At 71.8% G+C, this 12,579-nt stretch carries 12 protein-coding genes; 5 read left to right on the top strand and 7 right to left on the bottom strand.

Going from position 1 to position 12,579, the window contains the following annotated elements; translation table 11 throughout:
- The first annotated feature begins 172 nt into the window (after nucleotides 1-172).
- Genes tdh through C4T78_RS32800 form a run of 3 tightly spaced genes read left to right on the top strand, consistent with a single transcriptional unit; the run spans nucleotide 173 to nucleotide 3,296 of the window.
- Nucleotides 173-1,213 (top strand): L-threonine 3-dehydrogenase, encoded by a 1,041-nt coding sequence (gene tdh / locus C4T78_RS32810; protein WP_093356978.1) that lies wholly within the window; start codon nucleotides 173-175, stop codon nucleotides 1,211-1,213.
- Nucleotides 1,213-2,400 (top strand): glycine C-acetyltransferase, encoded by a 1,188-nt coding sequence (locus C4T78_RS32805; RefSeq protein ID WP_093356976.1) that lies wholly within the window; start codon nucleotides 1,213-1,215, stop codon nucleotides 2,398-2,400. Before tdh ends, C4T78_RS32805 begins: the two co-directional genes overlap by 1 nt.
- Entirely contained in the window at nucleotides 2,397-3,296 is a 900-nt protein-coding gene (locus C4T78_RS32800) for a LysR family transcriptional regulator (protein WP_093356974.1), read from the top strand. The genes C4T78_RS32805 and C4T78_RS32800 overlap by 4 nt, the downstream gene beginning before the upstream one ends.
- A 1-nt stretch (nucleotide 3,297) precedes the next feature.
- On the opposite strand, the gene C4T78_RS32795 is transcribed toward C4T78_RS32800, so the two are convergent.
- The 3 genes from C4T78_RS32795 to C4T78_RS32785 form a co-directional block, all read right to left on the bottom strand.
- Entirely contained in the window at nucleotides 3,298-3,987 is a 690-nt protein-coding gene (locus C4T78_RS32795) for a DUF1028 domain-containing protein (protein WP_218161705.1), read from the bottom strand.
- Nucleotides 3,984-4,412: a GreA/GreB family elongation factor gene (locus C4T78_RS32790; protein ID WP_093356973.1), complete on the bottom strand. Its 429-nt coding sequence runs from the start codon at nucleotides 4,410-4,412 to the stop codon at nucleotides 3,984-3,986. Before C4T78_RS32790 ends, C4T78_RS32795 begins: the two co-directional genes overlap by 4 nt.
- A 412-nt stretch (nucleotides 4,413-4,824) precedes the next feature.
- Complete coding sequence (locus tag C4T78_RS32785) at nucleotides 4,825-5,175, bottom strand: DoxX family protein (protein WP_093356971.1); 351 nt, start codon at nucleotides 5,173-5,175, stop codon at nucleotides 4,825-4,827.
- Between the two features lie 86 nt (nucleotides 5,176-5,261).
- Between C4T78_RS32785 and C4T78_RS32780 the strand changes: the two genes are divergently transcribed.
- Nucleotides 5,262-6,161 (top strand): LysR family transcriptional regulator, encoded by a 900-nt coding sequence (locus C4T78_RS32780; RefSeq protein WP_093356970.1) that lies wholly within the window; start codon nucleotides 5,262-5,264, stop codon nucleotides 6,159-6,161.
- Nucleotides 6,162-6,373: 212 nt separating this feature from the next.
- On the opposite strand, the gene C4T78_RS32775 is transcribed toward C4T78_RS32780, so the two are convergent.
- On the bottom strand, nucleotides 6,374-7,339 hold the full coding sequence (locus tag C4T78_RS32775; RefSeq protein ID WP_093356968.1) for a zinc-binding dehydrogenase: 966 nt from the start codon (nucleotides 7,337-7,339) through the stop codon (nucleotides 6,374-6,376).
- Nucleotides 7,340-7,919: 580 nt separating this feature from the next.
- On the opposite strand from C4T78_RS32775, the gene C4T78_RS32770 reads away from it, so the two are divergent.
- On the top strand, nucleotides 7,920-8,585 hold the full coding sequence (locus C4T78_RS32770; RefSeq protein WP_235863782.1) for a putative endonuclease domain-containing protein: 666 nt from the start codon (nucleotides 7,920-7,922) through the stop codon (nucleotides 8,583-8,585).
- A 57-nt stretch (nucleotides 8,586-8,642) separates the two neighbouring features.
- On the opposite strand, the gene hutI is transcribed toward C4T78_RS32770, so the two are convergent.
- From hutI to C4T78_RS32755, 3 genes are all read right to left on the bottom strand, one after another.
- Entirely contained in the window at nucleotides 8,643-9,800 is a 1,158-nt protein-coding gene (hutI, locus tag C4T78_RS32765; protein ID WP_093356966.1) for an imidazolonepropionase, read from the bottom strand.
- A 2-nt stretch (nucleotides 9,801-9,802) separates the two neighbouring features.
- Nucleotides 9,803-11,125, bottom strand: coding sequence for a formimidoylglutamate deiminase (locus C4T78_RS32760; protein WP_093356965.1), 1,323 nt, complete (start codon nucleotides 11,123-11,125; stop codon nucleotides 9,803-9,805).
- Between the two features lie 171 nt (nucleotides 11,126-11,296).
- Nucleotides 11,297-12,499: an allantoate amidohydrolase gene (locus C4T78_RS32755; RefSeq protein ID WP_093356963.1), complete on the bottom strand. Its 1,203-nt coding sequence runs from the start codon at nucleotides 12,497-12,499 to the stop codon at nucleotides 11,297-11,299.
- Nucleotides 12,500-12,579: the final 80 nt, after the last annotated feature.

The raw sequence follows: 12,579 nt of genomic DNA, 5'->3' as shown, positions 1-12,579 counted from the left end.
TTCCCTTCCTCGCAGCGGCCGGTGCGCCGGTGACAGGAAGGTTCCCATCCTCGCCCCTGCCCCGGCCGCTGTGCAGCGCTGCTAACCAGCCAGTGCAGAAAGTCGAGATGGACGGCCCGCCGGGGTCGGGCCAGACTCCGTTTGCGACACAGCCATCGAGAGCGGAGGAACCGTGCGCGCACTGGTGAAGACCTCGCCCGCGCCGGGCTTGGAGCTGGCCGAGGTCCCCGACCCGACGCCTGGCCCCAACGACGTCGTGGTGCGCGTGCTGCGCACCGGGATCTGCGGGACCGACCTGCACATCGCCTCGTGGGACGAGTGGGCCGCCCGGACCGTGCCGACACCGCTGGTCGTCGGCCACGAGTTCGCCGGGGAGGTCGTGGCCACCGGCAGCGCCGTCACCCGGGCCGCGGTCGGCGACTTCGTCAGCGGCGAGGGCCACATCGTGTGCGGGAAGTGCCGCAACTGCCAGGCCGGGCGCAGGCACCTGTGCGCGAACACCAAGGGGCTCGGCGTGCACCACAACGGGGCGTTCGCCGAGTTCGCGGTGCTGCCCGAGCAGAACGTGTGGGTGCACCGCGGCGAGATCGATCCCGACGTGGCGGCGATCTTCGATCCGTTCGGCAACGCCGTGCACACCGCGCTCAGCTTCCCGGTCGTCGGCGAGGACGTGCTGATCACCGGCGCCGGGCCGATCGGGCTGATGGCCGCCGCGGTGGCCAAGCACGCCGGTGCCCGGCACGTGGTGATCACCGACGTCAGCGAGCACCGGCTGGAGCTGGCCCGCAAGATCGGCGTCGACCTGGCGGTGGACGTCTCCACGACGCGGCTCGCCGAGGCGCAGCAGCAGCTGGGGATGAGCGAGGGCTTCGACGTCGCGATGGAGGTCTCCGGTCAGCCCGACGCGCTGCGGGAGACCGTGGCGAACATGTCGCACGGCGGCCGGATCGCGATGCTCGGGCTGCCCGCCGCCGAGTTCCCGGTGGACTGGAGCGCCGTGGTGCTGAAGATGCTCACCGTCAAGGGCATCTACGGGCGCGAGATGTTCGAGACCTGGTACTCGATGTCGGTGCTGCTGGAGTCCGGGCTGGACCTGACGCCGGTGATCACGCACCGCTTCCCCTACACCGAGCACGCCGAGGCTTTCGAGACGGCTCGCAGCGGACGCTGCGGGAAGATCATCCTCGACTGGACAGCGAAGGGTTCCGCCTGATGTACACGATCGCCGAGGGGCTGCGCGCCGAGCTGGACGAGATCCGCGCGGCAGGCCTGTACAAGGACGAGCGGGTGCTGGAGTCGCCGCAGAGCGCCCGGGTGGGCGTCGCCGACGCGGAGGTGCTGAACTTCTGCGCGAACAACTACCTGGGGCTGGCCGACCACCCCGCGCTGCTGGGCGCCGCCGAGCAGGCCCTGTCGAAGTGGGGCTTCGGGATGGCCTCGGTGCGGTTCATCTGCGGCACGCAGGCCCCGCACAAGGAACTGGAGCGGCGGCTGTCGCAGTTCCTGGGCACCGACGACACGATCCTGTACAGCTCGTGCTTCGACGCCAACGGCGGGCTGTTCGAGACGCTGCTCGACGAGCGGGACGCGGTGATCTCCGACGAGCTCAACCACGCGAGCATCATCGACGGCATCCGGCTGTGCAAGGCCCGCCGCGGTCGCTACCGCAACCGGGACATGGCCGATCTGGAGCGGCTGCTGCAGGAGAACGCCGATGCGCGGCGCAAGCTGATCGTCACCGACGGCGTGTTCTCGATGGACGGCTACCTGGCGCCGCTGGACGAGATCTGCGCGCTCGCCGAGAAGTACCAGGCGCTGGTCGTGGTGGACGACTCGCACGCGGTCGGCTTCACCGGCCCGAACGGCGCCGGCACGCCCGAGCTGTTCGGGGTGACCGACAAGGTCGACGTCGTGACCGGCACGCTGGGCAAGGCCCTCGGCGGCGCCAGCGGCGGCTACGTGTCGGGTCGCGCGGAGATCGTGGAGCTGCTGCGGCAGCGGTCGCGGCCGTACCTGTTCTCGAACTCGCTGGCCCCGTCGATCGTGGCGGCCTCGCTGGCCGCGCTGGACCTGGTGGCCTCGCAGCCGGAGCTGCGGCAGCAGCTGCAGGACAACAGCGAGCTGTTCCGGCGTCGGATGACCGAGGAGGGCTTCGACCTGCTGCCCGGTGAGCACCCGATCATCCCGGTGATGATCGGCGACGCCGCCGAGGCGGCCCGGATGGCGGATCTGCTGCTGGCCGAGGGCGTCTACGTGATCGGCTTCTCCTACCCGGTGGTGCCCAAGGGCAAGGCGCGCATCCGCACCCAGATGTCGGCCGCGCACACCGCGGCTGACGTGGAGCGGGCGGTGGCGGCGTTCGTCGCGGCCCGCGCCAGGATGGTTAGCATCGACGGGTGATTGACCCGCGGCGGCTGCTGATCCTCCGCGCGCTCGCCGACCACGGCACGGTGCGCGCGGCGGCCGAACGGCTCTACCTGACGCCGTCGGCGGTGTCGCAGCAGCTGACCGCGCTGGAGAACGAGGTCGGGCAGCCGCTCCTGGTGCGCCAGGGGCGGCGGGTCCGGCTGACCGCCGCCGGTGAGCTGCTGGTGGAGCACGCCAAGGCGGTGCTGGCCGAGCTGGAGCGGGCCGAGGCGAGTCTCGCGGCGTGCGCGGCGGGCACCGTGGGCACTGTCGAGGTGGCGTCGTTCGCCTCGGCCATCACGCAGGTGGTGGCTCCGGCGATCGTGGCGCTGCGCGGGCGCGCGCCGGACGTGCGGGTGCTGGTGCGCGACGCCGAGGCGCACAACAGCCTGATGATGCTGCTGGCCGGGGAGATCGACATCGCGATCTCGATGGAGTACACCTCCACTCTGCACGCCGATGCGCGCCGGGTGACCCGCTTCCCGCTCTACGCCGAGCCGTTCGACGTCGTGCTCCCCGCCGGTCACGCGCTCGCGAACGCGCCGGAAGTGGCTCTGGGCGAGCTGCGCGAGGCCGAGTGGATCGCGCCGCTGCCGGGCAACCCGTGCCGTGCGGTGGCGCAGGTGTCCTGCGAGAACGCGGGTTTCGTCCCGGCCATCACGCACACCTCCGACGACTTCCGCGCGGTCGAGGCGCTGGTGGCGGCGGGCACCGGGGTGGCGCTGGTGCCGCGCACCGCGATCTCCGGTGATCTCGGCGCGGTGTCGCGGCCGGTGGCGGGCAAGGCACCGACCCGCCGGGTCTTCGCGGCTGTCCAGTGCGGGCGGGACGAGCACCCGCTGGTGCGCGTGGTGCTTGACGCGCTGCTGGAGCACCCGGGCGCGGAGTGAGTCAGCCGAGCAGTTCCTCGAACCCGCCCAGCGGGTTCTCCCTGGTGGGCAGGGCCGCGACGAACGGCAGCAGCTCGCGCTTGGCGACCTCGTGGATCCGGCGCAGCTCGGCGACCGGCTCGGGGTGGTCGTCCACCCGCAGGTCGAGGTGCGGGTGCGGTGCACCGGTGTTGACGTGCAGCGCGGCGCTCTGCTTCCCGCGCCGGTCGCCGCCGGCCCGCTGACCGGCTTCGAGGGCGGCGAGCAGTCGCTCGTGCAGCGGTTCGCCCGCGGTCGCTTCGAACCGCTCGGCCATGGCGTCCACGGTTCGCGCGTCCACCAGCATGTTCCCCGCGACGGCGTAGCCCGGGCCCACCCGGTGGCCGCGCCACGGGTGGGTCTCCGAGCCGGTGTGAGCGGCCGCGCGGCCGTGCCGGTCCACGACCGCGACCTGCCGGGCGTCCGCGCCCGGGTCCGATGCGATCAGTTCGTGCAGCGTCGCTTCGGCGGAGTGCGTGCGGAGCAGCTCCAACCCGTCTGCCCCGAGCAGCGGGTTGATCAGCGCCTGGGTCGCGACGGCTCCGGAATCGGCGTGCACATGGACGGCCAGCGACCCGATCGCGGGCATCCGCGTGCTGATCGCGATACCTGCGCAGCCGGCGGCCACGTCGTACGCGGCGATCGAGAACGTGCCCGCGTACAGGCCTTTCACCTGCGGTGTTGTCCGTAGGGCACGGCCCGCACGAGCGTCACTTCCGCCGTGCCGCCGTTCGGGACCGCGTAGGTGCGCCGCTCGCCCTGCTTGGCTCCGGAAAGCGCCGCGCCGAGCGGCGATTCCGGCGAGTAGACGTCGAGGTCGTCATCGGCGCCGCCACGCGCGCCGAGCAGGAACGTCTCGGTGTCGCCGTCCTCGAAGCGGACCGTGAGGACCATGCCGGGTTCGGCGATGCCGTCGTCCGGCGGCGCTTCACCGACCACCGCATCGCGCAGCAGCTCCTGGATCTCCCGGATGCGGGCGCGGCGCTGCGCCTCCTCCTCACCCTCGCTCTCGGTGCGGCGGGCGAGCAGGTCGTCGAGCTCCGCGCGCAACCGGGCATGGGCTTCCTTGGTCAGCCAGCGGGGTTGAGCAGTGGTCATCGTTTCCTCGGTTTCGATCGTTGGGTGGCAAGTCCTGGACGCGTTCGAATTCGCAGCACCTGGAGTGCATCGCGGCAGCTCGGAAGAGGAGCGCGGCGTTTCGGCGCGGGGTGCCGGAATCGGCGGGGCGCTCAGCGGGAGGCGGGTTTCGCTTCCGGCGAGCAGCAGCTCCGCATCGGCCGGGAACAGCCGACCGCGAACGACCGGTCGGGCACGCGGCGGTCACGACGGACATGTGCGATATCGCCGACCATGACCAGCCCTCCCGTGCATCGACACCGGCGTTCCACTCCGAGGATGGCCGAGCCCGGAGAAACGCCCATTGTCGTGTCCGGACAAAAACGTGATCGAAATTGTCCGGTCCGTCCAGCTGTCAACGGACCGGATTGTGCTTACGCGCGCGAGGCGGCGTTCACGTCCCGATGCTGAGGGCGAGCGTCGCGGTGGCGAAGCCCAGGAACAGCCCGGGAGCGGTGAGCGTGGCGTACTGGCGGGCGCGCACGTGGGCGATGATGGCGCCGACGTAGAACAGGACGAGCCCGACCGCCGCGGCGATGCCGATGAACCGCACGCCCAGCAGTCCTACCAGGAGGCCGAGCGCCCCCGCGGCTTTGAGCGATCCGAGCATCGGGAGCCACGACGCGGGCACTTGCACGGCCGCCGAGTTGGCCAGGACGAACTTCGCCCGGGCCAGATCGGCGGCGGCGATCCCGGCGTTGAACAGGATCGTGATCGACGTGACGATCAAATAGGCGGTGAGCACTGGTTCCCTCCTCCGCAGCAGCTGACTCCCCCAGCCTCTCCACCGACGCCGTTTGCGTCCAATACCTGCACCTATAACCTGGTGGCATGGATGTCGACACGCGGCTGCTGCGCTACTTCGCCGCAGTGGCGGAAGCGGGCAGCCTGACCCGCGCCGCGGAGCTCCTGTTCGTCTCCCAACCCGCGCTGACCAAGCAGATCAAGCAGCTGGAAGCGCTGCTCGGCGTCCAGCTGTTCACCCGCTCCCGCACCGGCATGGCCCTCACCGGCCCCGGCCGCACCCTGGCCGCGCGGGTGCCCGGACTGCTGTCCGGCTGGGACGAGGCGCTGCGGGAAACGCGGAGCTCGGCCAGCCGGGAAGCGCGGGTCCTGCGAGTCGGCTTCCTCGCCAGCGCGGCCAACGAGGCGACCCAGCGGATCGTCGCGGCGTTCGGCCGGCTCCGCCCCGGCTGGCGGGTCGACATGCAGCAGGCCTCGTGGTCGAACCCGACCGCCGGACTGGCCGACGGGGACGTCGACGTGGCCCTGCTGCGGCTGCCGTTCCCGGGCGAGGAGGCGCTGCGGGTGGCGGTCCTGCTCACCGAACCCCGCTGGGTGGCGCTGCCTTCGACGCATCCGCTCGCCGCGCGCGAGCAGATCGCGTTCCACGAGCTGCGCGACGAACCGTTCGTGGCGGCTCCCGAGGAGACTGGCTGGTGGCGGGACCACTGGCTGGGCGTGGAAGAGCGCGGCGGCCACCCGGCCCGCATCGGCGCCGTCGCCGACCAGCCCGACGCCTGGCTCAGCGCGATCGCCAACGGCTACGGCGTCGCGCTCGCCCCGGAATCCTCCGCCCGCTTCTACGCCCGCCCCGGCGTCACCTACCGCCCGGTCACCGGCGTCGGCCCGAGCCGGGTCGGCGTCGCCTGGGCACCGGCCGACGACGCCAACCCGGTCGTCCAGGACTTCGTCCGCTGCTGCCTCGACCACGCCCCCGGAACCGGCTGAGCGCAGCCGCGAGCATGGGAACCTTCCTGTCATCCCGAGGCCGACGATGCGAGGAAGGGAACCTTTCTGTCACCGGCGACCGGCTGCTCCGAGCGGGATCTTCACCGCCACCCGCTCGCCTGAGCATGGGAACTTTCCTGTCACCGGCGACCGGTTGCGAGCATGGGAACCTTCCTGTCACGCACCACACCTGAACAGGCGTTTCGCGCCGGTCAGGCGACCAGGAGCGTCCGGCCCGGCGAGGTGCGGGCCTCGACGGAGGCGTGCGCTTCGGCCGCGCGCTCCAGCGGGAACGTCCGGCCGATGGTCGGCTTGATCCGCCCGGCCGCGGCTTCCGCCAGGGCGCGCGCTGCCATCACGCGCAGTCCTCCGACATCCGGCTGCTTGTCGAGCAGCCCGATCACGGTCAGCTCGCGGCGCTTCGCCTCCGCCTCGTCGTACTCGGCGAAATCGCCACCGGGCGCGCCGTAGGTGAAGACCCGGGCACCGTCGTTGACCGCTCCGAACGCATCGCTGCCGGTCCGGCCGCCTGCCCCGTCGAGTACCACGTCGACGCCACCACCGGTCAGCTCGCGCACCTGCTCGACCCAGTCGGCGTCGGTGTAGTCGACCGCGTCCGCGCCGAACGAGCGCACCAGCTCCAGCTTCACCTCGCCCCGCGCCAGGCCGATCACCTGCGCACCGGCGGCGCGCGCCAGCTGCACCAGCAGCGATCCGGCTCCGCCGACCGCCGTCGTGACCAGGACGCGGTCCCCGGGCCGGATGCCGGCGGCTTCGGCCAACCACACCGCGGTGGCCCCGTCGTGCAGCAGCGATGCCGCTTCGTGCGCCGTCAACCCGTCCGGAACGGCGATCAGCGCTGCTTCGTCCACCGCCACGAGCTCGGCGTAGGTGCCGCTGTTCCCGGTGCTGGCGATGACGGTCCGCCCCAGCCAGCACGGATCGACGTCCGCCCCGACGGTCACCACTTCACCGGCCACACCGTCACCGGGCACGTACGGCGGATCGAACCCGAAGAAGTCCTCGCCCCAACCGCCGCGCAACTGGGTGTCGAGGAACAGGACGTCCACTGCGGACATCCGCACCACCACCTGTGCCGGGCCCGGTTCCGGAGCGGCCGCCTCGACCACCGACAGCACTTCCGGTCCACCGAACCGGGTCACTTCCACCGCACGCATCTCCGACTCCGTCCTCCGTAGGTGAGATCAGCCTCGAACTTCGACATAACTGGAAGTCAAGAAGATCCGGAAAACTTCCTCTGAACCACTCCCGTGAGTGGCGATGGTCGCTCTTATCACCATCACCACTCACGAGACCGGCACCGACCCAATCGCGCTTTCGAGTCATCGAGGTTGTCCACAACGGACGCAGTTGTCCACAGATTCACGGGGCCCTCTGGCGCCGATGGCGTTCCGCTCGGATCTTGGGTTCATGTCAACGAATCCGAAATGGTCCATCGACGCCCTCCGCTCGCACGAGGATCGCGAGCGGTGGCGGAAGCTCGTCGATGCGCAGTCCGGCGTCGTGAGCACCACGCAACTGGCCGACCTCGGCGTTTCCCGGAACGCGCTCCGAGCTCAACTCGCAGCGCAGCGGTGGCGGCGCGTCCTGCCCGCGGTGTACGCGGTCTTCACCGGACCGCTCCCGAGATCGTCTCTGATCTCAGCGGCACTGCTGTACGGCGGGCCGTGGGCAGTGCTCAGCCACCGCACCGCGGCCGAGGAGTGGGGAATGCTCCCGGCCGAAGCGGATGCCCCGGTGCACATCACCGTGCCATACGGCAATTCGGCGGTTTCACAAACACCCTTCGTCCACGTTCACCGGTCTCGCGCGTTCAAGCACATCGTCGCGCCGTCAGACCCACCACGCACGAACCGCGAGGACACCGTCATCGATGTGGCAGCCAGCGAACCCTCCGCAGAAGCGGCGCGGAACACGTTCATCCAACTCGTCGGCTCGAACCGGATCCCGATCGCGCTGGTGCACGACCAGCTCGAACGGAGGCCACCGTTCCGCCGCGCGAAGGTGCTCAAGAACGCGCTGGAGATGATGCTCGGAGGCGCGGTCTCGGCGTTGGAGGCCGAGTACCTGGTCCAGGTCGAACGTGCGCACCGCCTGCCCGCGGGCCTGCGCCAAGTGCCGTTCGACGTGGACGGAATCGTGCTGTGGGAGGACGTCGCTTACGACTCGGCCGGAGCACAGGTCACGGTTCGCCTCGACGGCCGCGAGTTTCACGCCACGGACCGGGTCGCCTTCCGGGACCGACGTCGTGACAACGCTGCGGAACTGGCTGGTCGCGCCCGCCTCGTGTACGGCTGGCACGAGGTTCACAACACTCCGTGCGCGGTCGCTGCCGAGGTGGCCGAGGTCCTCGTCCGCGAGGGCTGGCGCGGGAGTGCTGGACCGTGTCCGCACTGCCGGTGAACAACCTCGTGAGTGGCAATGGTTGCTCTTTCCACCATCGCCACTCACAAAGCCTGATCAGCGGATTCGCCGGCCCTTGCGCCAGACGGCGTGGGTGAGCGGCACGCCGGGGCGGTAGGCGAGCCAGGTCGTGCTCGGCGCGTCCAGGACGTGCACGTCCGCGCGGGCGCCTTCGCGCAGCACGCCGACCGCGCCTTCGCCGGAGTCGCGACGCAGCGCCTTCGCACCACCCAGGGTCGCCGCGCGGACCGCTTCTTCCACGGTCATCCGCATCTGCAGGACCGCCGTGGTCACGCAGTAGGCCATGGAGGAGGTGTAGGAGGAGCCCGGGTTGCAGTTGGAGGCCAGGGCCACCGTCGCGCCCGCTTCGAGCAGCGCTCGGGCATCCGGCAGCGGTTGGCGGGTCGACAGGTCGCACGCGGGCAGCAACGTCGCGACCGTCTCCGAACCCGCCAGCGCGTCCACATCGGACTCGCTGAGGTAGGTGCAGTGGTCCACGCTGGCCGCGCCGAGCTCGACGGCCAGCTGCACACCCGGCCCCTGCTGGAGCTGGTTGCCGTGGACGCGCAGTCCCAGGCCGCGCGCCTTCGCCGCCTCCAGCACCCGCCGGGACTGGTCGGCGTCGAACGCGCCGTGCTCGCAGAAGACGTCGCACCAGCCCACGTGCGGGGCCACCGCGTCGAGCATCTCCCCGCACACCAGGTCCACGTAGCTGTCCGCGTCGGTGCCCGGCGGCACCAGGTGCGCACCGAGGAAGGTCACCTCGTCGGCTTCGGCGGCCAGTTTCGCCGAGCGCAGTTCGTCGGCGACCGTCAGGCCGTAGCCGGTCTTGGTCTCCGCGCAGGTGGTCCCCTGGGCGGCGGCTTCGTCGAGGTGGGCGCGCAGGTTCGCCGCCAGCTCCTCGTCGGTGGCCGCGCGGGTGGCGTCCACGGTCACCGCGATGCCGCCCGCCTGGTAGGGCCGGCCCGCCATGCGGGCGGCGAACTCCGCGGTGCGGTCCCCGGCGAAGACCAGGTGGGTGTGGCTGTCGACCCAGCCGGGCAGGACGGCGCGGCCCGCCACGTCGATCCGCTCGTCGGCGTCGGGCGCCTTCGCCGCCGGGCCGACCCAGGCGACGCGGTCGCCGTCCAGGACCAGGGCGGCGTCGGCGAGCGTGCCGAGCGCCTCGTCGTTGGTGGTCAGCTCACCGATTCCGGTAATAACAGTGGTTGCCATCGCTAGCTGGTCCTCGCTCCTAGTACTCGCAGGTCGGCGATCGCGTCGCGGAGCTCCCGCGCGGTGTCGACGGCGCGGTGCGCCCGGTCGTGCACGATGCGCTCCCCGTCGGCGATCACTTCTCGCACGTCAGCGGCCCGCGCGACGGCCGGGACGGCTTCGGGTGCGGCACCGGCCAGGCGCGTCGAGCCGAGGTCGATCGCCACGAAGTCGGCGCGGGCGCCCACTTCCAGCCGACCGGCGTCGGTCCAGCCGAGGGAGCGGTGGCCGGCTTCGGCGGCCGCGTCGAGCAGGTCCCCGGCGGCGAAGTGGCCGCGGGTCTCGGTGGCCAGCCGCTGGTAGGACTCGATCGCCTGCACCTCGGCGAACGGGTCGATCACCGAGTGCCCGTCGCTGCCGATCGACAGCCTGCTCCCGGCGACCCGCAGCTGCGGGGCCGGGCCGATGCCGTCGGCCAGGTCGGCTTCGGTGGTCAGGCACAGGCACACCCCGGTGCCGCTGCCGCCGAGCAGCGCCACGTCACCGGCGCTCAGGTGGGTGGCGTGCACGGCGGTGGTGCCCGGGCCGAGCGCGCCGTGGGAGTCCAGAAGCTGCGTCGGCGTGCAGCCGTGCGCGGCCAGGCACGCTTCGTTCTCCGCGCGCTGCTCGGAGAGGTGGACGTGCAACGGCTTGCCGCGCGCCCAACCGACGACCTCCGGGATCGCCGCGTCCGGCACCGCCCGCACCGAGTGCACCGCAGCGCCGAGGCGAACCCGTTCGTCCACTGTGAACTCGTCCACTCGGGACACCCAGCCCGCCGCGTCCCGGTCGGAGAACCGGAGCTGCACGCCTTCCAGATCACGGCCGAAACCGCCCGCCAGGTAACAGGTGTCCAGCAGCGTCAGCCGGATTCCCACGTCCCGCGCGGCCTGCGCCAGCGCTTCGCCCATCGCGTTCGCCTCGGCGTAGCGGGTTCCGCCCGCGGCGTGGTGCAGGTAGTGGAACTCACCGACGCAGGTGATCCCGGCCAGCGCCATCTCCGCGTACACCCCGCGCGCGAGCCGGTAGTAGCTGTCCGGCTCCAGCGCCGCCGCGACCTGGTACATCTGCTCGCGCCAGGTCCAGAAGGTGCCGCGCGAGCCGGTGTGCCAGCCGCGCAGCGCCCGGTGGAAGGCGTGCGAGTGGGCGTTGGCGAGGCCCGGCAGCACCATTCCCGGCAGCTGCTCGGCACCTGCCGCCGGGACGTCGACCGCCACCGCGGTGATCCGGCCGCGCTCCACCTCGAACCGCACGCCCGGCTGCGGCCCCTGCGGTAACCAGGCCCATTCGCACCAGTACGTCGTCATCACTCACCCCACCAGACTCTCTCTTGGTCCGCAGCCGCGACGCCTGCGAACGCCTTCAGCTGCCGCGAGCGCGCAGCGCTCAACCCGCACTCGCAACCGGATCTCGGACGCTTCCTGGCTCCCGCAGCCCGGGGAACGTCTGAGATGCCGCCACCCGAACCGAGTCCGGGATCAATGGTCCAGGTGTTCCAGAACGCGCGCGAGCGCATGCGCACCTTCGGTGCAGTCGTCGTCCTCGGCGTGCTCCTCCGGGGCGTGGCTGATGCCGGTCGGGTTGCGCACGAACAGCATCGCGGTCGGGACCTCGGCGGCGAGGATGCCCGCGTCGTGCCCGGCGCCCGTGGCCAGCACCGGTGCGCCGTCCAGAAGTCCGCTGAGCCGGTCGCGGAACGCCGGGTCGAAGTGCACCGTGTCGCCGTAGGACTCCTCGACGACCTCCACCTCGCAGCCCTCGGCGGCGGCGAGTTCCCGCGCCGCACCGGTCAGGTCCGCCACCATCGATCGGGTGTCGGCGTCCTGCGGCGACCGCGCGTCCAACCACACGTCCACAGTGGAGGCGATCACGTTGGTGCCGCCCGGTGTCGGCACCAGCCTGCCCACCGTCGCCCGGCCGTCGGCGACCGATCCGGCCGCCCGGCGCGCGGCGACCACCAGCTCCGCGGCGGGCAGCATCGGGTCGCGCCGGTCGGCCAGCAGGGTGGCGCCCGCGTGGTTGCCCTGGCCGCTGAACCGGAACCGCCACCTGCCGTGCGACAGGATCGATGAGGCCACCGCGACCGGCCGGTCCAGGTCGATCAGCCCGCGCCCCTGCTCCACGTGCAGCTCGACGAACTGCCCGATGCGCCGCAGCGCCTCCTCGTCGCGCCCCACCCGGGACGGGTCCGCGCCCGCGGCGCTCATCGCCTCGGCGAAGGTCACGCCGCTCGGATCGCGCAGCGCGCGGGCTCGGTCGGCGTCGATCGTCCCGGCCAGCAGCCGCGAACCGAGGCACGGGACGCCGAACCGGCCGCCTTCCTCCTCCGCGAACACCACCACCGCCAGCGGTCGCCGCGGCCGGAAACCCCGCTCCTGCAACAGGTCCACGGCGCTCAGCGCGCTGACCACGCCCAGCGGCCCGTCGAAGGCACCGCCACCGGGCACCGAGTCCAGGTGGCTGCCGGTCACGACCGCGTCGTCGCCCGGTTCGCCCCACCACGCCCAGATGTTGGCGTTGCGGTCGGTGGTGACCTGCAGGCCCCGCCGCTCGGCCTGCTCGACGAACCACTCGCGCAGCTGCCGCTCGGCGTCGTCGAAGACGTGCCGCGAGAACCCGCCCCGCCGCCGGTCCGCACCGACCCCGTCGATCGCCGCCAACAACGCACCTGGTGAAACCACCTCGACCCCTTCCTGAACGCGGTCCCCCGGTTCCCGACCGGCCCGGGGCAGAACAACTGTCGAACCCGGCGAAGTGCGCG

The sequence above is a fragment of the Saccharopolyspora kobensis genome, assembly GCF_900108315.1.
Taxonomy (GTDB): Bacteria; Actinomycetota; Actinomycetes; order Mycobacteriales; family Pseudonocardiaceae; genus Saccharopolyspora; species Saccharopolyspora kobensis.
This window is presented reverse-complemented; position numbering and strand designations above follow the sequence as displayed.

Bases quoted from the DNA above. Each gene is read 5' to 3' on its own strand.
- C4T78_RS32805 (WP_093356976.1), top strand. From the start codon at position 1,213: ATGTACACGATCGCCGAGGGGCTGCGCGCCGAGCTGGACGAGATCCGC.
- C4T78_RS32790 (WP_093356973.1), bottom strand. From the start codon at position 4,412: ATGACCACTGCTCAACCCCGCTGGCTGACCAAGGAAGCCCATGCCCGG.
- C4T78_RS32780 (WP_093356970.1), top strand. From the start codon at position 5,262: ATGGATGTCGACACGCGGCTGCTGCGCTACTTCGCCGCAGTGGCGGAA.
- C4T78_RS32775 (WP_093356968.1), bottom strand. From the start codon at position 7,339: ATGCGTGCGGTGGAAGTGACCCGGTTCGGTGGACCGGAAGTGCTGTCG.
- hutI (WP_093356966.1), bottom strand. From the start codon at position 9,800: ATGGCAACCACTGTTATTACCGGAATCGGTGAGCTGACCACCAACGAC.
- C4T78_RS32760 (WP_093356965.1), bottom strand. From the start codon at position 11,125: ATGACGACGTACTGGTGCGAATGGGCCTGGTTACCGCAGGGGCCGCAG.